This window comes from Brachybacterium sp. AG952 (assembly GCF_004362645.1).
Taxonomy (GTDB): Bacteria; Actinomycetota; Actinomycetes; order Actinomycetales; family Dermabacteraceae; genus Brachybacterium; species Brachybacterium conglomeratum.
On record NZ_SNXV01000004.1, the window covers coordinates 142006 to 160072 of the forward strand.

General features: G+C 74.5%; 13 protein-coding genes. 6 read left to right on the plus strand and 7 right to left on the minus strand.

Annotated features, from left to right (window positions below):
• Nucleotides 1-133 precede the first annotated feature (133 nt).
• Nucleotides 134-598, plus strand: a complete 465-nt coding sequence (locus DEU31_RS11070; protein WP_133677151.1) for a DoxX family protein — start codon at nucleotides 134-136, stop codon at nucleotides 596-598.
• 100 nt (nucleotides 599-698) lie between these two features.
• On the opposite strand, the gene DEU31_RS11075 is transcribed toward DEU31_RS11070, so the two are convergent.
• On the minus strand, nucleotides 699-1208 hold the full coding sequence (locus DEU31_RS11075; protein ID WP_133677152.1) for a DinB family protein: 510 nt from the start codon (nucleotides 1206-1208) through the stop codon (nucleotides 699-701).
• 454 nt (nucleotides 1209-1662) lie between these two features.
• The gene (locus DEU31_RS11080; RefSeq protein WP_133677153.1) at nucleotides 1663-2001 is read right to left on the minus strand and encodes a GNAT family N-acetyltransferase; all 339 of its coding nucleotides are present in this window, start codon (nucleotides 1999-2001) and stop codon (nucleotides 1663-1665) included.
• A 113-nt stretch (nucleotides 2002-2114) separates the two neighbouring features.
• On the opposite strand from DEU31_RS11080, the gene DEU31_RS11085 reads away from it, so the two are divergent.
• Nucleotides 2115-3617, plus strand: a complete 1503-nt coding sequence (locus tag DEU31_RS11085) for an aminotransferase class V-fold PLP-dependent enzyme (RefSeq protein ID WP_243733812.1) — start codon at nucleotides 2115-2117, stop codon at nucleotides 3615-3617.
• A 4-nt stretch (nucleotides 3618-3621) separates the two neighbouring features.
• Here DEU31_RS11085 and DEU31_RS11090 read toward each other — a convergent pair whose 3' ends face one another.
• The gene (locus DEU31_RS11090; RefSeq protein WP_133677154.1) at nucleotides 3622-5496 is read right to left on the minus strand and encodes a hypothetical protein; all 1875 of its coding nucleotides are present in this window, start codon (nucleotides 5494-5496) and stop codon (nucleotides 3622-3624) included.
• 296 nt (nucleotides 5497-5792) lie between these two features.
• Here DEU31_RS11090 and DEU31_RS11095 point away from each other — a divergent pair, with 296 nt between their 5' ends.
• The 4 genes from DEU31_RS11095 to DEU31_RS11110 all read left to right on the plus strand — a co-directional run bounded on the left by DEU31_RS11095 (nucleotide 5793) and on the right by DEU31_RS11110 (nucleotide 10450).
• A complete protein-coding gene (locus DEU31_RS11095; protein WP_243733813.1) occupies nucleotides 5793-6653 on the plus strand; it encodes a hypothetical protein in 861 nt (286 codons plus the stop codon).
• A gap of 1 nt (nucleotide 6654) precedes the next feature.
• A complete protein-coding gene (locus DEU31_RS11100; RefSeq protein ID WP_053916374.1) occupies nucleotides 6655-7443 on the plus strand; it encodes a ferritin-like domain-containing protein in 789 nt (262 codons plus the stop codon).
• 132 nt (nucleotides 7444-7575) lie between these two features.
• Nucleotides 7576-8733 (plus strand): DUF1611 domain-containing protein, encoded by a 1158-nt coding sequence (locus DEU31_RS11105; protein WP_133677156.1) that lies wholly within the window; start codon nucleotides 7576-7578, stop codon nucleotides 8731-8733.
• Nucleotides 8723-10450 carry an ABC transporter transmembrane domain-containing protein gene (locus DEU31_RS11110; RefSeq protein ID WP_133677157.1) on the plus strand — a complete coding sequence of 576 codons (1728 nt, stop codon included), beginning with the start codon at nucleotides 8723-8725 and terminating at the stop codon, nucleotides 10448-10450. The genes DEU31_RS11105 and DEU31_RS11110 overlap by 11 nt, the downstream gene beginning before the upstream one ends.
• A 134-nt stretch (nucleotides 10451-10584) precedes the next feature.
• Here DEU31_RS11110 and DEU31_RS11115 read toward each other — a convergent pair whose 3' ends face one another.
• From DEU31_RS11115 to DEU31_RS11130, 4 genes are all read right to left on the minus strand, one after another.
• A complete protein-coding gene (locus DEU31_RS11115) occupies nucleotides 10585-11196 on the minus strand; it encodes a hypothetical protein (protein ID WP_133677158.1) in 612 nt (203 codons plus the stop codon).
• A gap of 253 nt (nucleotides 11197-11449) precedes the next feature.
• The gene (locus tag DEU31_RS11120) at nucleotides 11450-12139 is read right to left on the minus strand and encodes a response regulator transcription factor (RefSeq protein WP_053916370.1); all 690 of its coding nucleotides are present in this window, start codon (nucleotides 12137-12139) and stop codon (nucleotides 11450-11452) included.
• On the minus strand, nucleotides 12136-13920 hold the full coding sequence (locus DEU31_RS11125; RefSeq protein WP_133677159.1) for a HAMP domain-containing sensor histidine kinase: 1785 nt from the start codon (nucleotides 13918-13920) through the stop codon (nucleotides 12136-12138). Before DEU31_RS11125 ends, DEU31_RS11120 begins: the two co-directional genes overlap by 4 nt.
• A gap of 337 nt (nucleotides 13921-14257) precedes the next feature.
• Nucleotides 14258-17986, minus strand: a complete 3729-nt coding sequence (locus DEU31_RS11130) for an efflux RND transporter permease subunit (protein ID WP_133677160.1) — start codon at nucleotides 17984-17986, stop codon at nucleotides 14258-14260.
• Nucleotides 17987-18067 lie beyond the last annotated feature (81 nt).

Genomic DNA, 18067 nt, shown 5'->3' on the forward strand with positions numbered 1-18067 from the left:
AAGCCCCCGCCACAGCGGCCCCGGATCCCGCGAGGGAATGAGGCGCATCCCTCGCCGGGTCACTCAAACCTTGAAGTCAGGGCTGCTCCTCCTCTACGTTCGCCGGGCACTCTCCCCCGACGGAAGGACCCCCATGGCCGCCTCGTCCCGCACCGGAACGGCCTCTGACCTCGGCCTGCTCGTGGCCCGCATCCTGCTCGGCGCGATCTTCGCCGCGCACGGCTACCAGAAGCTCGTCACCTTCGGCCTCGCCGGAGCGACCGAGAGCTTCCGCGGCATGGGGGTGCCGGCCCCCGAGATCGCCGCTCCCGTCGTCGCGATCGTCGAGCTCGTCGGCGGCATCGCGCTGATCGCCGGCGCCTTCACCGGCATCGTCGGCCTGCTGCTCGCGATCGACATGCTCGTCGCCGCGCTCCTGGTGCACCTTCCCCAGGGCGTCTTCATCGACGCCGGCGGCTGGGAGCTGGTCGGCGCGCTCGGCGCCGGCGCGCTCGCGGTCGCCGCGGTCGGGGCGGGGCGCTTCTCGCTCGACGCCCTGCTGCGCGGCCGACGCGGCTCCCGCAGCCGCGCCTCCTCCGCCGCCGCAGCGGCGGCCTGACCCGGGAGGGTCCCGCTCCGGCGTCTCCGGCCGCCTTCACCTGTTCCCAGCACCGGCCCCTGACGGGGGCGGTGCCGGGCACAGTGCGTTCGGCTCGGGCTCAGCCGCGCTGGGGCATCCCGAGCACGTAGGAGGCCTGGGCGAGGTGCTGGATCGCGTCGTCGACGATGCTCACCAGGCGGGCGCCGCGGGAGACGGGCGGGTCCCAGGCCTCGTCGACGATGTCGCCGAGGTCGAAGGCGGCGAGCTCGTCGAGGTAGTACTCCAGCGCATCGAGGGAGGCGAGGACGTAGTCCAGCAGCGCCTCGCCGTCCTGGACCTCGATCGCGCGGGCCTGTTCGGGGCTGTGGCCGTAGCCGACGGCGGCCCCCTCCGCGCCGAGCCCGAGGCGCTCGCCGAAGTCGCCCCTGGCCCACACCTCCTCCTGGCCGGTGAGCGCGGCGAGCTGTACGTCGATCTCGCGCCCGGTGTGCCACAGCAGCCAGGCGACGGAGTTGGGGTGCCCGCCGGGGTGGGCGGCGAGCTCGAGGGGCCCCAGTCGGCCGCGCAGCGAGTCGGCCACGTGACGGGGGCGGGAGGCGAGGTCGCGGAGCAGGTCGATGGCGTCCATGGTCCGACGGTACCCGTCGGCGCGCCCCTCGGTCCGCCGGTCGCCGAGGATGGCCTCAGCAGGTGCGGGCTCCGCGCCAGGACCAGGACCCGGGTCCGGCACATCAGGATGCCTGCGGGCCGGAGTGCCGGAGGGCCGGCGGGCCGGCGGGCCGGCGGGCCTGCGGCGTGGTCAGGTCACGGCGCATGGCGTGCCACTACGGCTATATAGGCATACAGGTACGCCATACGCCACTACTCGACCAGGGTCCCCCGCGGCGGGGCGAGAGCAGGGCCGGGAGGGACGGGGCCAGGCGAGAGCCGCGCTGGGCCGGGCGAGCAGAGGCGGGGTCAGGCGAGAGCCGGCGTAACAGGTCCGTGCGAAGGCGAGCGGGGCAGGTCCGAGCGGGAGCCGAGCGGGCGCAGGAGCCTGCTCGGGAAGGCGCGGCGCAGGTGGGGCGCGGCCCGTGCGGTGTTCAGTCCTCGGCGATGACGCCGACGGCCTGATCGGGGTGGCGCTGCAGCCAGCTCTCGAGGAAGGGGCAGATCACCAGTACGGGGAGGGCGGCGGCCCGCGCCTCGGCGAGCACGGTGCGCACGAGCACGGAGGCGACGCCCTCGCCGCGGTGCTCGGGGTCGGTGACGGTGTGGATCAGCTCGATCCGGCGCCGTGTGCGCTCGTAGATCATGATCCCGACGACCTCTCCGCCCCGGACCGCCTCATAGCGTCCGGCCCGGGCGTTGTCCCTCACGGCGATCGTCTCCCCGGGCCCATGCGCGTGCGCCTCGGGGAGGCCGTCGGCTCCGATCGTCATGGCGGGGCCCCCTTTCGGCCGGTGTCTCCACGCTACGCCAGGCGGACGTCCCTGTCAGGACGCGCAGGCGGGTCGCCCCGCCCGGCCCTCCCGTCGGCCGCGCGCGTGCGACGATGCTGGACGTGATCCAGGACCCCGCGCAGCCCCTCACCCCCTCCCCCGCTCCCGACGCACCGGCACCGCAGAGCACGGCCCCGACCGCGGAGGACTCCGCCTTCTCCCGCGCCGCGGACGCGCTGCAGCGCCATCGCGAGCCCTCGGAGGTCTGGGGCGACGAGCGGGAGGCCGTGAGCCTCGCCCTGCGCTGGGCCGCCGCGCACACCACCGTCGCCACAGACCCCAAGACCACCGCCCGCAGCGCCGAGGAGCTGCAGGCCGAGGTGGGCGCGACCATCACCGAGGACGGCATCGGCGCCGCCCGCGCGATGGAGCTGTTCGACGAGGTGCTGCTGCCGGCGACCCGCTCGAGCGAGGACCCGATGAACCTCGCCTACATCCCCGCCGCGCCGACGCGGGCCGCGGTCGCCTTCGACACCGTCGTCTCCGCCGCGAACGTGTTCGGCGGGATCTGGGAGAACGGCGCCGGCGCGATCTTCGCTGAGAACCAGGTGCTGCGCTGGCTCGCGGACCTGCTGGGCTGGCCGGCGGACGCCGCCGGGGTGTTCGTCTCCGGCGGCACCCAGGGGAACCTCTCGGCGCTCGCGACCGCGCGCGACCACGCGCTGCGCGAGCGGGGCCGACGCCCAGGCGGCGGCTGGGCGCTGGCCTGCGCCTCGACCGCCCACTCCTCGGTCGCCTCCGCCGCGCGACTGCTGGACATGGACGTGGTCACGGTCCCGGTCGACGACCGCGGACATCTCACCGGCGCCGCGCTCGAACCGCTGCTGGCGGAGGATCCGCGGATCTGCGCGGTGGTCGCCTCGGGCGGCACCACGAACGCCGGGATCGTCGACGACCTCGCCTCGGTGGTCGAGGTCGCGCACCGCCACGGCGCCTGGGTGCACGTGGACGGCGCCTACGGCGGCGCGGCGCTGGCCTCGCCGAGCGCGCGGGAGCGCTTCGCGGGCATCGAGCAGGCCGACTCCTTCATCGTCGATCCGCACAAGTGGCTGTTCGCGCCCTACGACTGCTGCGCCCTGCTGTACCGGGATGCGCGCCCGGCGGCGGCCGCGCACTCCCAGCACGCCGCCTATCTCGACTCTATCGACCGCGGCGAGTCCAACCCCTCGGACCTCGCCGCCCATCTCTCCCGCCGCACCCGCGGCCTGCCGCTGTGGTACTCGCTGGCCACCCACGGCACCGCCGCCTATGCCGCGGCGGTGGACCGCTGCCTGGACTCCGCCCGCACCGTCGCGGAGGCGATCCGTGCGAGCGAGCACCTCGAGCTGCTCATGGAGCCGGAGCTGTCCGTGGTGGTGTTCCGTCGGCCGGGATGGACGCCTGCCGCCTATCGCCGCTGGTCGCAGCGTCTGGCGAAGGACGGGACGATGCTGTGCGTGCCCACCGCGTTCCGGGGCGAGATCGCGCTGCGGCTGGCCTTCGTGAACCCGGCGACGGATCCGCGGGCCGTGATCGCGGTGCTCGAGGAGACGATGCGAGAGGCCGACGGGAGCTGAGCGCTCAGGCGCTCCCCGCCCGATCGTCGCCGTCGCCCTCGGAGTCGCGCCCGGCCCGCGCGTCGGCGTCGCCCTCGGCTCCGTGCCCTGCCCCGTGCCCGGCCCGCTCGGCTCCGCCCTCGGCCTCGCGAGCCGCCTCCAGCTCCGTCACGAGCCTCGCGACGCGGGCGGCGTCCTCGTCCCGGCCCAGCGCCTCGTAGGCGGAGCGGGCCCGGCGGGCGGCGCGGCGCGCGGCCGCGGTCTCGCCGCGCCGGGCGAGCAGGTCGGCGTGGCGGTCGTCGAGATAGGCCGCCCAGTAGCGGGCGCGCGCGTCGTGCCCCTCGGGCATCCGCCCGATCGCCTCGAGCACCTCGCGGCGGCGGGCCTCGTAGCCGGTCTGGTCGGTCCCCTGCTCGCCGCGGGCGAGCGCGTCGCCGGCGACGATCAGCACCCCCATCCGGGCGTCGACCAGGTGGTCCCACAGCAGCTCGGGCGGCAGGTCCCAGCCGGAGTCGGGGCGGGTGCGGCGCTCGATCTCGCGGGCGGCGACGTGCACCGCCCCGGGGCGCCCCAGGTCCAGCGCCCGCCGCATCGCCAGGGCGTTCGCGCTCAGCTCGGTGCGCAGCCTCTCGGAGCGCTCCTCGCGCGGGGTGTCGAGGTCGTCGACGAGCCAGCGCGCCGCCGCGGCCAGACGCTGCAGCTCCCCGAGGGAGGCGGCGTGGTCGCCGACGCGCTCGTGGAGGCTCGCGGCCAGCCGCGCCGCCTCGAGCAGGGAGCGGTGGTCACGGTGCTCGTGGGCGAGGGCGCGGGCCTGTTCGAGCGGCACCCACGCCGCGTCCAGCCGTTCGGCCTGGAGGCGCTGGGCGGTGACGGCCAGGAGCGGGGCGATCCGCAGCCGGTCCTGCTCGAGGGTGCGCTGCAGGGAGAGCAGGCGTCCTGCGGTGAAGCCGGCGAGATCCGTCGCGCCGGCCGCCATCAGCGCCTGCAGCAGCGAGGTGATCAGCCCGATCCGCAGCGGGGGGTCGTCCACGTCGGCGAGCCCGCCGAGCGCCTCGAGGGCGTGGTGCGCGGCGACGACGGGCCGCTCCTGCCGGAGCAGGCGGGCGAGGAGGGCGTGGGCCCCGGCCTCCAGGCGCCACGGGTCCGCGGGGGCCTCGCCGCGCTCCGTCGCCTGCTGCGCGGTCAGCTCGAGCACGTCGAGGGCGAGGCTCACGGCCCCGTCGACGTCGCCGACGGCCTCGAGGGCCTGCGCGAGGCGGAGCCGCAGCTCGCGCTCGGGGTCCTCGAGCAGCGCCTCGCGCACCTCGGGAAGGGCGGCGAGCGCGGCACGGAGCCGGGCCACGGCGCGGCGCGGGTCGACGGTGCCGCCCCGTCCCCCGTCGGGCCCGGGCAGGGAGCTGGCCTCGAGGGCGCGCACGACGGCGAGCATCGGGGCGGAGGCGCGGAGGGCCTCGCCGCGGCGTCGGCCCCGGGCCCCGGTGCCCGTCCGCTCGGGCGCTTCGGCGAGGGGGCCGCGCTCGAGCAGGACCTGCACCACGGCCGCGGCCTGCTCGGTGCGGCCGCTGCGATGCAGGAGGGAGACGAGGTCCGCGGAGTCGCTCTCGGCCTGCGCGGCGTCCTCGCTCCGCAGCGCGCCGCGCAGCGCCGCCCGCAGCAGCGAGGCGCGGTCCGCGGGGCGGGCGGTGCGGCGTCGGAACTCCGCGGCGAGGCGGCGCGCCTCCCGGAGGCGACCGGCCGATATGAGATCGCTCACCCGGGCGGCCGCCTGCGCCACGTCCCGGGGGTGGGCGAGCGGCAGCTCGGCGGGATGCAGCGCGATGCGCAGCGCCTCGGGTCCGGGCAGGTCCCGCCCGGCGCGGTCGTCGCCCGGCACCGGCAGCGAGGCGGCACCTGAGGTCATCACACGACGAAACCTACCAAGCCGGGCATCACCCCGCCTGACCTCGCGCTCGGGCATCCTCCAGGGCTTCTCCGTACACTGTTCCCGGTCGCGCCGCCGCGGTGCGGGGCTCCGCGCCGCGCGCCGACCCGATCCTGAGAGAGAGGTGGAAGGTGACCGTCGACCTCACCGCGGACCCGTCGGCTCATGCCGACGACGACAGGGACCGGACCACGAGGGCACGGAGCGCAGAGGCTGCCTCCCCCGAGGCCGCCGCGTCCCCGGGCCCCGTCGGGACCCCGGATCCGCACGCGTCGATGCCGACCACCGGCCGCTACGCCGGCCATCTCCACTTCGACGAGACGATCACCCCCGTGCTGCGCACCGACTTCGACGTCGAGGCGTACACGAAGCGCGGCACCAGCCGGATCGCCGTCGACACCGAGCTCCTCGGCTCCCAGGAGCCGCTGCGCGACCAGGAGCGCCTCGCCCTCGGCGTGCTGCACCGCATGGAGTCCTCCGGGCTCGCCGAGGCGCGGACGATGCTCTCGACCGTCACCGCGAACGAGGCCCGGATCACCGCCTTCCTCGCGACCTGGCTGGTGGACCGCCACTGGCAGGCCCGTGCGCTGCGCGATCTGCTCACCGGCGACCACCCCGTCGAGCGCCCCGCCCCGTCCCGTCGGCCGAGCCGCGTCGCCGCGCTGCGCCGGATCCACGTGGACCGCGTCCAGCCGCTGCTGACCCCGCTGTGGAACGCCGCGGCCGGGGAGCCCGTCGCCGCCGGCCATATGGCCCGCATGGCGATCCAGGAGGCCTCGCTCGTGGCGGGGCTCGACGCGATCGCACGGCGCCTGGGCGGCGAGGCCGAGCGCGTGGTCCGCACCGTGCGCGCCCGCCAGGAGGCGGCGGTCGACTTCTTCACCCAGGAGGCCATCGGCCGCATCACCCGCTCGCGCAAGGAGGCCGTCGTCGCACGGCTGGTGCTGAGCCTGAGCTCCCCGCTGCACGGCGGCGGGGTGCCCGATCCCGATCTCGACGCAGCGCTGCAGGTGCTGGGCGCGGATCCCCGCGACCGCGCCGGTCTCCACCGCGCCCGACGGGAGATCACCCGGCTGCTGCCCGGCCCGGACCTCCCCGACGCCCACCTGCTCTCCCTGCCCCGTTCCGGAGCGTGACATGGCCTTCGACATCGATCATTTCGCCGAGACCTCGCTGCCCGTCAAGTACGCGGATCTCGACTTCGACCTCTTCGACGAGCAGCCGCTGGACGCGCAGACGCTGCGGTCCCTGCGCTACATGTGCGACGTCGAGTACCACACCTCCTGCTTCATGCGCGATCTGCTGGTGACCCCCTCGCACCGCGAGGAGGAGGCCGGCGGCTTCATGACCGTGTGGAACCGCGAGGAGTACTGGCACGGCGAGGCCCTCGCCCGGGTGCTCGGCCGGCACGGCATCGTCGTGGACTACGACGAGGTCAAGGCCAAGCGCGTCAAGCTCGGCTGGCGGGCCGCGCTCGGTCCGATGAAGCAGTCCTCGCTGTCGAACCTGGTCGGCAAGGACTTCCTCGCGGTGCACATGACCTGGGGCGCGGCCAACGAGCTCTCCGCCGTGGCCGCCTACCGTCGGCTCTCCGCCATGGTCGACCACCCGGTGATGTCCCCGCTGCTCAAGCGGATCGCGCAGCAGGAGACGCGGCACGTCGCCTACTACACGACCTCGGCGCGGAGGTACCTCGAGGCCTCCGAGCGGGCGCCGAAGCTGGTGCGCCTGGTGATGTCGAAGGTGTGGAAGCCGGTGGGCAGCGGGATGATGGACGAGTCCGAGGTGCGCCACGTGATGAACCACCTCTTCGCCCATCAGGGCGACGAGCTGGACAAGCTCGACAAGCGGGTCCAGAAGATGCACGGCCTGGACGGGCTGACGATCTTCCGCAGCGCCTTCGCGCGCCTCGGCGTGCCCGCCTGACCTGCGGGTTCTTTCCTGAGATCCGTCTCATCATCGGTTCATCGACGCTTCATCCGACGTCGGTTCACTGCTCCTCGTACGGCAGGCCCGCTCCAGGGTCCGCCACGGACCCACCCACCGAGGAGCCCCGAGATGACGATCCTGCACCCCGAGACCACCGCCGCGCCGCTCACCGCCACGAGCCCCGCGAGGGCGCCGCAGGACGTGCGCTCCCGCATCGAGCGCGCCAAGCACGCCTTCTCCACCCGCACCGTCGGCGCCCACCTGCGCCGCGCCCGCGAGGTCGAGCTGATCACCGGCGAGCACGTCCCGCAGCCCGGCGAGGTGCTGCTCGCCCGGGTGACGAAGGTCGGCCATCACAAGCGTCTGGAGAGCCCCGTCTCCCGCCGCCAGATCCTCTTCCCCGGCGACGAGATCGTCGTCGCCTACGGCAGCCGCTACGCCGCCGACCAGTTCCTCGCGATGGTCCCCGCGGACCTCGGCCCCGCCCATCTCGCGGCCGCCGGCGGTCTGGCCTCCCGTGTGCTCGAGCAGCACTCCGGCGTCGGCTCCCCCACAGAGATCGAGCCGATCGGCGTGATCCGCGACGAGCACGGCCCCCTCACCCTCGCCCGCACCGCCCCCCACCAGGTGCTGCGCTCGATCACCGCGCGCACCGACCGTCCCGCCCATTACGTCCCCGTGATCGCCGTGCTCGGCACCTCGATGAACTCCGGGAAGTCGACGGTGCTGGCCCATCTCGCGCACGGCCTCGCCGCGGCCGGGCTGCGCGTGGCCGCCGGGAAGGCGACCGGCACCGGCGCGGGCAACGACTACAACCTCTTCCTCGACGCGGGCGCGCACCGCGTCCTGGACTTCACCGACTTCGGCTACTCCTCCACCTTCCAGGTCGACGTCGAGGAGGTGCGCGACCTGTTCCTGTCGATGGCCGACGAGCTCGCCGGCGGCGCCGCCCGTCCCGACGTGGTGCTGCTGGAGATCGCCGACGGCGTCTACCAGGGCGAGACCGCGCGCCTGCTCGCCGACCCCGAGGTCGGAGCGGTCGTGGACCGGGTCGTGTTCGCGGCCGGCGACGCGCTCGGTGCCGTCGGCGGCGTCGCGGCGCTCGCGGAGCTCGGCCGGACCCCGTCGGTCGTCTCCGGCGTGGTGACCAGCTCGCCGCTCGCGACCGCGGAGGCGCGCCGCGCCCTGGACGTGCCCGTGGCCGGCACCTTCGACCTCACCGAGGCGGAGGTGGCGCGCGGTCTGGTCGAGGATCTGCTGGAGGAGCGCCTCGCCGATGCGTCGTGACCGCGAGCCGGAGCTGCAGGCGAACGGCCTGCTGAAGAACCCTCCCCCGCTGCCCCCGCTGATGCGGGGACGGCGCCGGCTGTGGCTCGCAGGGCTGGTGCTGCTGGGGTTCGGGCAGGCGGCTCTCGGCGCGCTGTCCGCCTGGGCGCTGGTGACCATGCAGGGCGCACCGGCGGGCATGTCCCCGATCCTGCCGCGGGCCCTGCTGCTGCTGGTGCTGACCGCGCTGGCGATCGGGGCGCTGACCGTGCATCAGCGCGTGCTCGCCGAGAAGCTCGGCCAGGACTACGTCCACCAGCTGCGACTGACCCTGCTGGGCGATGCGCTCACTCCCGGGCACTCGACCTCGCTCGGCGTGACCGTCGCCCGCACCACCAACGACCTCTCCGGGGTGCGCAACTGGGTCTCCCAGGGCATCGCCCCGCTGACCGTCGGGGTGCCGCTGATCCTGGGCAGCCTGGGAACCCTCGTCGTGCTGCATCCGCTGCTCGCCGTCGCGATGGCGGTTCCGCTGGTGGTGCTCGGGCTGTGCCTGCTGGTGTGGGCACGGACCGCGCTGATCAAGACCCGACGCATGCGCCGCACCCGCGGCCGCCTCGCCTCCCGCATCGCCGACACCGTCACCGCCTCCGAGGGGATCCTCGCCGCGGGCGGGTCGAAGCGGGAGCTGCGCAACCTGCGCGAGGCCTCCGGGAGCCTGGTGGAGATCGCGGTGGACCGCGCCGAGACCGTCGGCACCCTCCGCGCCGGCGGCGTGGTCGCCTCGACCCTGACCACGCTGCTGGTCGCCGCGGCCGGGATCTACCTGGGCCAGTCCCCGGGCGTGACCATGGCGGCGATGGCCGTCGCCGGGATCGCCTCCTCGCCGGTGCTCGAGATCGGGCGGATCGTCGAGTACCGGCAGACCCATCTCGCGGCCCGGATGGTGCTGGGCCCGGCGCTGGCCGGGGCCGCGCAGCGCCGCCGCCGCGCCGAGGAGCGCCGTCGGCTCTCCGCCGAGGTCCAGGCGCCGCATCCGGTCGGGTCCGGGGACGCGCTGGTGCACCTGCACCTGCCGGGTCTCACCGCGGGCGACTCCCCGCTCGTGGCCGGGCCCCGGGACCGGGTGCGCCTGGTCTCCGAGGATCCGCGCGCCCCGCAGGAGCTGCTGCGCCGGGTGCTGGAGCTCTCCCCCGGCCCCGAGCTCGCCGCGCCGGACTCCGTGTGGGTCGACGGGCAGAACCTGCGTGCTCTCGGCCCGAAGCGGGTGCGGCGGCTGGTGGGCCATGCCGCCGCCGGCACCGTGTTCGAGCGCGGCACCGTGGGCCGGGCGCTGCGCTACCGACGCCCCGACCTCGACGCCGCCCACGACCAGGAGATGCTGGACCTGGTGGGGCTGGACGTCGACTCCCTCCCCCGCGGGGGTCGCACCCCGCTGCGCCGCGGCGGCGAGCCGCTGGACCGCTCGGACCGGGCCCGTCTCGTGCTCGCCCGCGCGATGTACGGCACGCCGCCGCTGCTGCTGATCGACGGCCTCGAGGGCGACCTCGACGACGACGGCCGGCGCATGCTGGACCGGGTGCTGAGCTCCTATCCGGGCGTGGTGGTGATGGCCGGCTCCGGGCAGCTCGCGCAGCGGCTGGGCGCGCGGGAGCACCCCCTCCACGCCCTGCAGGCCGGGACGATGCCGCAGCACGAGACGGTGGGCGGCCGCCCCGACGGCGAGGACGACGACTGAGGGGACGACGAGAACCCCGAGGCCACCGCAGGAGAGAGCCCGGACGGCGCCATTGCCGTCCGGGCTCGATCTGTGCGGGGACTGCGCCTGTGGGGCGGGCTCAGCCGTCCGCCGTGGGGCGGCGCCGGCCCGGGTCAGTCGTCGTCCTCGCCGTCATCGTCATCGTCATCATCATCCTCGTCATCATCGTCGCCGCCGTCGTCGTCGCACTCGAGCTCGCCGTCGTCCCACTCGCAGACGCCGGAGGGACGCTGCGGAGGTGCCGGTGCGGGCTTCGCGGGCGCGGGCCTCGAGCCCTCCGAGGAGGACCCGCCCGACGAGGAGCCGCCGGAGGACGAGCCGCCGGTCGAGGGGTTCCCGTCGGCCGGGGCGGCGGGCGCGGGGGCCGGAGCGGGCGCCGGGGCGGGTTCGGGCGAGGGCTCGGACTCGATCGCGCCGATGCCGGTGTCGGAGTGGATCCCGCCCACGGGCTGCTCGGTCGCGCTCGGGCGCGGCAGCGCCACGGCGGCGCCGTCGGCCGACGGATCCGCGCCCGCGGCGGCCGGTTCGGTCCCGTCGGCGGAGCGGGGATCCTCCCCGCCGGCGCCACCGCCGGCGCGTGCGTCGCCGCCGGCATCGGAGGCGTCGCCGATCGTGATCCCGGCCCGCTCCTGCGGGCCCTCCTCCTCGACCGAGGGCAGCACGGCGAGCGCGGCCGCGGCGAGCGCGACGGACACGATGATCCCGGTGGTGCGAAGAGCCTTCATGTCGGCGAGGCTCCCAGCACGCGATGAGACCCCTGTGAAGGGTCGATGAGAGGACTCTCATGGACCCACTTCGTGGGCCGTGGCCTGCGGCGACGCGCCGTCGAGGGGGGGCGGCCGGCGAGAGACGCGGCCGGACCGCGGACGCGGCCGGAGAGGTGCGGCCGGAGAACGGGTGGGGTCTGCGGGGGCGCGGCCGACGGGGCTTCGACCCGCGAGGGCTCGGCCGGCGGGGGCGCTCAGGCGGCGGGGGCGCTCAGGCGGCGGGGTCGACCATCTTGTAGCCCGCTCCGCGCACGGTCACCAGGCGGGGCGCGCCGAGCTTGCCGCGCAGGTAGCCGACGTACACGTCCACCACGTTCGAGGCGCCGTCGTAGTCGTAGCCCCACACCTTCGACAGCAGCAGGTCGCGGGTGAGGACCTGTCCCGGGTTCTCCAGGAACACGCGGGCCATGGTGAACTCGCGCGAGGACAGCTCCACCTCGCGCGAGGCGCCGTCGACGGTGCACTCGGCGATACGGCTGCGCAGGTCCAGGGACAGGTCCCCGAGGGTGAGCACGTCGGCGCTGACGGCGCCGGCGCCGGCGGTCGCCTCCCGGGCGCGCAGCTTCACCCGCGCCAGCAGCTCCTCGAAGCGGAAGGGCTTGGCGATGTAGTCGTTCGCACCGCTCTCGAGCCCCTGCACCGTGTCCTCCACGCCGGTGCGGGCGGTGACCATGAGGATCGGGATCTGCACGTCCATGTCGCGCAGCGCCTTCAGCACCTGGAAGCCGTCCATGCGCGGCAGGCCCACGTCGAGGATCAGCAGGTCGAACTCCCCGCCGGAGGCGAGGTCGAGCGCGGCGATGCCGTCCTCCACCACGGTGGTCGCGTAGCCGTTGGCCTTCAGGCCCCGCTCCATGAAGCGCGCGATCCGCGCCTCGTCCTCGGCGATGAGGATCCTCATCCCTGCTCCCTCCGGGGTGGCTCGTCCATCTCGTCGTCGGGGCGGTGCGTCGCCCGCGTCCCAGTATGACCGCTCCCGGGCTCCGCACCCTCGCCGACAGCCCTGGGGGCCTCGGCGCTGAACTGCGGGAACACGATCGTGAAGGTCGATCCCCTGCCGAGCCGGGAGAGCAGCCGCACCGCCCCGGCGTGGCCCTCCGCGATCGCCTGCACGATCGGCAGGCCCAGCCCGGAGCCGGCGCCGCGCGCGCCCTCGGCCCGGGTGAAGCGCTCGAAGACGCGCTGCTGGTCCTCCTCGGCGATGCCCACGCCCTCGTCGCGCACGCTGACGTGGATCTCCGGTCCTTCGGGCCCGAGCACCTGGTCCACGCCGAGCCAGATCCGGGTCCCCTCGTCGCTGTAGCGCACCGCGTTCGCGGCCAGCTGCACGACCGCCTGGGTGAGGCGCTGCTCGTCGGCCTCGGCGACCACGTCGGCCGTGCGCTCGAGGATCCACTCCCGCTCCCCGATGTGCTCGATGCGGGCGAAGGCGGAGCGGGTGAAGGAGGCGAGGTCCACCGGGCGGAGCGTCACGTAGTCGGGGCGGCTGGAGGCGGCGAGCTCGGAGAGGTCCCCGACCACGCGGCCCATCCGGTCCAGCTCCTCCATCGCGATCTGATGGGACTCGACGACGTCGTCGGGATCCTGCACGTCGGTGGTTTCCAGGGTGCCGCGCACGATGGTCAGCGGGGTGCGCAGCTCGTGGCCGACGTCGCTCATGAAGCGGCGCTGCTCGGCGAAGCCCTCCTGGATCCGCTCGAGCATGCGGTTGAAGTTCTGGGCGAGCGCGGAGATGTCGTCCCCGCCGTCCGGGACCTGCACCCGGTGCTCGAGATCCGTGACCGTGACCTGCTCGGTCGCACCGCGAAGGTCCACCAGCGGCCGCAGCAGACGCCCGGTGACGACATAGCCCACCCAGCCGGCCAGCAGCAGCACCAGCACGGACATCCCCGAGAACAGCGCCACGCTCTGCCACAGCTCGCGTCGCTGCGCGCCGATGTCGTTGGCGACCACGAACATGCCCTGCTGCTCGTCGCCGGCCACCGAGACCGACGCGATCAGCACGCGCAGGTCCCGGCCGTGGGCTTCCATCGGCACGATCACCGTCCTGTCCGGCACCTGCGCGTCGAGGATCTCGGCCAGAACCATCTCGGACTCGGCCGTGACCGCGGCGGCGTCCGCGTGCGAGGCGTCCTCGGGCGGTTCGGGCAGCAGCGCGAAGTCCTGCTGGCGGGGCTGGTAGCGCGGCTCCCCGTCGATCAGGGCGATCACCGACTCGTGGTCGGAGGGGGCGGCGGAGTCGGTGGCGTTGACCAGCACGCTGTCGACCGTCGTGTGGATCGTCCGGCCGTCCGCGTCGGTGGAGTTGGCGATCAGGGACAGCTCGCTGTGCTCCTGCCACAGCTCGGCCTCGACCCGCTGGTCCAGGGCCCGGAACTGCGCGGCGAAGGTGAGCACGCCCGTGACGGCGAGGCCCCCGGCGATGAAGGCGAGGAGGGTGGACAGGACGCGGGTGCGGACCGTCCAGCGGCGAGGGCCGCGCCGGGTGCGGGGGCGGGAAGTGCGGTGCTCAGTCCGAGAGCGGCGCGGGGAATGGGGGCCGCGCTCGGCGCGGGAACCGCGCTCGGACCGGGCGCGGCGCTCGGCGCGGGAACGGCGCTCGGCCTGGGAGCGACGCTCGGCGCGGGGCCGTGGTTCGGCGTCAGTGCGGGGGCCGCGGGGGCGGGTCTCGTCGGCCACCATGTGCTCCTCCCGCTCGTGCTCCGATTCCCACCCGGTCCCGGAGCGGGACGGCGCAGGGCCATGGTCGACCGATGGCGTATACGGCACCACTATGCCAATAACGGCATAGAGGTACGACATGCGCCATCACCTGACCATTCCCGGTCCGATGCGGCCGACGGGGACGGAAGGGACAGGCAGGGAACGGCCGGGCCGGGCCACGCCGGGCCGGATCGGGCCTGGCCATGTCGGGCCGGGTGGGCCGAGCTTTGCCGGGCCGGGTGGACCCGGTGGACCGAGACGGGAAGGGGCCGGGCGACGCGTGGTCGCCCGGCCCCTCGTGGGTCCGCCCCGTGGATCAGTCGCGGCCCAGGCGCCGCTTCACGATCCCGACGATCCCGCCGCGCTCCTTGATCGACCGGCCCTTCCGGCCCTGGCCGGCGGCCCCGGAGCCGGAGCTGCCGCGCAGGTCGGGACGCCGCTGGGCGAGGTCCCGCTGCTGGTCGGTGGGCGTCGCGCGACGGCCATGGGTCGCCGACGTGCTGCCGCTCGCCCCAGTGCCGCTGCTCGACCCGGTCCCGCCGTTCGCTTCGCCGCCGGTCGGGCCGCTGCCGGTCTGGCCGCCGCCCGCCGCGGTCCTGCCAGCTGCCGCACCGCCGGAGGTCGCCCCGTGGGCCGTCGTGGCGCCGGCCCCGGCCGCACCGCTGCCGGACACGGCCGCGCCGGTGCTCGTCCCGGCCCGGCCGACGGACGCGCTCTGTACGAGGCGGTCGACCGGGGCATCGCCCTCGGCCTCGCGCCGCTCGGCCTCCGGCCGGCGGGAGCGGCCGCTGCGGCGCTCCGCGGTGCGGGCCTCCTCGCGCAGTCGGCGTCGCTCCCCCGGGCCCTCCGCCATCCGGTACAGCACCGGCACGATCACGAGGGTGAGCAGGGTCGAGGAGATCAGACCGCCGATGACCACCACGGCCAGCGGCTGGGCGATGAACCCGCCGTTGCCGGTGATGCCCAGCGCCATCGGGACGAGCGCGAAGATCGTCGCCGCCGCGGTCATCAGGATCGGGCGCAGACGCTTGGAGGCGCCGAGGTGCAGCGCCTCGTCCAGGGCCATCCCGTGGCGTCGGTACTGGTTGACCAGGTCGATCAGCACGATCGCGTTGGTGACCACGATGCCCACCAGCATCAGCAGGCCGATCATCGAGGGCAGCCCCAGCGGCACGCGGGTGATGACCAGCAGGCCCAGCGAGCCGATCGCCGCGAAGGGGATGGAGACCAGCAGGATCAGCGGCTGGATCAGGGACTTGAAGATCCACACCAGCAGCACGTACACCAGCAGGATCGCGGCGACCATGGCGATGCCGAGCTGTCCGAAGGTCTCGTCGATGTCCGCGGCGGTGCCGCCCACGGTCGCCTCGACGCCCTCGGGCAGGTCCGCCGCGGCGATCGCGTCGTTCGCGGCGCGGGTCGCGATGCCCACGTCCTCACCGGCCGGCGTCACCGAGACGGTCACCGTCTCGAGCCCGTCCTGGGTCGAGATGGAGGGGCGGGAGAGCTCCTCGTCGACCGAGGCGACGTCCGTCAGCGGGATCGAGCCCATCAGCTCGAGGTCCTGCAGCTGCGCGAAGGTGTCCACGCTCTCGCCGCCCTCGACGTAGATGTCCAGCTCGTCGTCCTCGAGGGTGATCGTGCCGATCGCGCCGGGGAACATCTGCTGGGCGACCAGGCCGACCACGGCCTCCTCGGTCAGCCCCATCCGCGCCGCGGCCTCGCGGTCCACGGTCACCACGGCCGTCGGCTGGTCGCCCTCGAGGTCGCTGGTGACCTCGGAGACCCCGTCCGGCAGCGGGTCGAGCTCGGCCAGGATCGCGTCGTTCGCGGCCTGACGGTCCTCCGCGGTGGGGCCGGTGATCATGATGTCCACCGAGTTCGAGCCGGTGGGCGAGGCGACGTCGGCCGCCTCGACCTCGCCGGGCTCGGGCAGGGCCTCCAGCGCCTCGACCATCTCGTCGCTCAGCGCCTCCTGGTCCGCGTCGGCGTCGGTGGTGATGGAGAAGCTGACCTCGTTCTCGCCGCCGCCGCCCATGCCGAACTGGCCGCCGCCGATGGTGGTCTGCACGGTCTCGACCCCGTCGATCTCCAGCAGCGCGTCCTCCGACTCGGCCGCCTTGTCGGAGGCCTGCTGGAGGTTGGTGCCGGCCGGGAGGGTCTGGGTGATCGAGGCGATGTTCTGCCCCGTGTCGCCCAGGAAGCTGACGTTGACCAGCGGGATCAGCAGCACGCTGCCGATCAGCACAATCACCGCGCCGCCGAGGGTGAGCAGGCGGCGCGGCAGCGTGTCCAGCGTCGCCCGCAGCACGGGGGCGTAGAGGCGGTGCAGCCAGGTGCGCTCCTCCTTCGCCTCGGCGTCCTCGCGGATCGCCGCGACCTGCGCGGCGTCATCGGGGTCGATGTCCCCGTGGCCCTTCGGAGGCTTCAGGAACCAGTACGCGAGCACCGGCACGATCGTCAGCGCCACCAGCAGCGAGGACAGCATCGCGATGCCGACGGTCAGGGCGAAGGGCCGGAACAGCTCCCCGGCCATGCCCGCGACCACCGCGATCGGCAGGAACACCACGACGGTGGCGAGGGTGGAGGCGGTGATCGCGCCGGCGACCTCGCCCACCGCGTCGAGGATCGCCCGACGCTTGGTCTTGCCGTAGGCGAGGTGGCGCATGATGTTCTCGATCACCACGATCGAGTCGTCCACCACGCGGCCGATGGAGATCGTCAGCGCCGCCAGGGTCAGCATGTTCAGCGTGTACCCGGTGACGTACATGCCGATGAACGCGATCAGCAGCGAGGTCGGGATCGAGATCGCGGTGACCACGGTGGGCCGCACCCGGCGCAGGAACAGCAGGATCACGCCGACGGCGAAGAGCAGGCCCAGCAGGCCCTCCTCGGCCAGCGCCAGGATCGACTCCTGGATGAAGGGCGCCTGGTCGAAGACGACGTCGGCCTGGGCGTCGCCGCCGACGCCCGCGAGGGTGTCGTCCAGGACGCTCTCGACGTCCCCGGAGATGTCCACGACGTTGCCGTCGACGGTCGCGGTCACCATCACCACGAGCGACTCTCGACCGTTGGTGCGCGAGACGGAGGTGGGCTCCTCGGTGGTCTGCTCGACGGTGGCGACCTCGCCCAGGGTGACCGGCTCGGCGGGCTGCTGCGGGTCGGTGCCGGGCTGGGTCTGCTGCCCGTCGGCCCCCTGCGCGCCCTGCTGGTCGGCGCCCTGCTGGCCGCCCGCGGCCTGTCCGTCGGCGCCCTGCTGGCCGGCGCCCTGCGCGTCGTCGCCGCCGGAGCCTGAGGCCCCGTCGGACGGCATCAGCACGATCCCCTCGAGGCTCTCGAGGCTGTCGATGCTCTGCCCGAGCACGACGTCCATCGTGCGGTCCCCGTCGGTGACGGAGCCGCCGGGCAGGGACAGGCCGCTCGCGTCCAGGGCGGTGGAGATGTCGTCCTCGGTCAGGCCGTTCTCAGCGAGCGCGGCCTCGTCCGGGGTGATGCGCACGATCTGCTCGGGGGCGCCGATCACCGCGACGGAGGAGACCCCGCCGATGCGCTCGAGCTCGGGGGTCACCGAGGCGTCGAGGCGGGAGGCGAGGTCGGAGGGGTCCAGGTCCGAGGAGACCGACAGCACCACGGCGGGCAGGTCGCTGGTGCCGCCGGAGATGACCTGCGGGTCCGCGTCCGAGGGGAGCTGCTCCTCGATGCGGCTCAGCGCCGCGTCGACCTGGTTCGAGGAGCGGGCTACGTCGGTGCCGTAGGTGAGCTCGACGGTGACCATCGACAGCCCCGCCTGGGAGGTCGAGGAGGTGGCCTCGACGTTCTCCAGCCCCTGCAGCGACTGCTCGACGGGACTCGTGATCCGGTCCCTGACCTGCTCGGACGAGGAGCCGGGAGCGGTGGTCATCACCTGGATCTGCGGCAGGGAGACCGAGGGGATCAGCTCCTGGCGCATCGTGGTCATGATGAACGCGCCGATGATCGACACGGCGATGCACACCAGGGCGATGAAGGACCTGTTGTTCAGGCTCAGGCGGGCGAGGCGGTTCATCCTGCTCCTCGGGAAGGCGGTCCGACGGGGTGGGTCCCGCCGTCCGGCGGGGCGTGGGCCCCGTCGCCGCGCCGGGGCGCA

Excerpts from the sequence above, each read along its gene's own strand:
- DEU31_RS11100 (WP_053916374.1), top strand. The coding sequence starts at position 6,655 with ATGGCCTTCGACATCGATCATTTCGCCGAGACCTCGCTGCCCGTCAAG.
- DEU31_RS11095 (WP_243733813.1), top strand. The coding sequence starts at position 5,793 with ATGCCGACCACCGGCCGCTACGCCGGCCATCTCCACTTCGACGAGACG.
- DEU31_RS11130 (WP_133677160.1), bottom strand. The coding sequence starts at position 17,986 with ATGAACCGCCTCGCCCGCCTGAGCCTGAACAACAGGTCCTTCATCGCC.
- DEU31_RS11105 (WP_133677156.1), top strand. The coding sequence starts at position 7,576 with ATGACGATCCTGCACCCCGAGACCACCGCCGCGCCGCTCACCGCCACG.
- DEU31_RS11075 (WP_133677152.1), bottom strand. The coding sequence starts at position 1,208 with ATGGACGCCATCGACCTGCTCCGCGACCTCGCCTCCCGCCCCCGTCAC.
- DEU31_RS11070 (WP_133677151.1), top strand. The coding sequence starts at position 134 with ATGGCCGCCTCGTCCCGCACCGGAACGGCCTCTGACCTCGGCCTGCTC.
- DEU31_RS11080 (WP_133677153.1), bottom strand. The coding sequence starts at position 2,001 with ATGACGATCGGAGCCGACGGCCTCCCCGAGGCGCACGCGCATGGGCCC.
- DEU31_RS11125 (WP_133677159.1), bottom strand. The coding sequence starts at position 13,920 with ATGGTGGCCGACGAGACCCGCCCCCGCGGCCCCCGCACTGACGCCGAA.
- DEU31_RS11115 (WP_133677158.1), bottom strand. The coding sequence starts at position 11,196 with ATGAAGGCTCTTCGCACCACCGGGATCATCGTGTCCGTCGCGCTCGCC.
- DEU31_RS11090 (WP_133677154.1), bottom strand. The coding sequence starts at position 5,496 with ATGACCTCAGGTGCCGCCTCGCTGCCGGTGCCGGGCGACGACCGCGCC.
- DEU31_RS11120 (WP_053916370.1), bottom strand. The coding sequence starts at position 12,139 with ATGAGGATCCTCATCGCCGAGGACGAGGCGCGGATCGCGCGCTTCATG.
- DEU31_RS11085 (WP_243733812.1), top strand. The coding sequence starts at position 2,115 with ATGCTGGACGTGATCCAGGACCCCGCGCAGCCCCTCACCCCCTCCCCC.
- DEU31_RS11110 (WP_133677157.1), top strand. The coding sequence starts at position 8,723 with ATGCGTCGTGACCGCGAGCCGGAGCTGCAGGCGAACGGCCTGCTGAAG.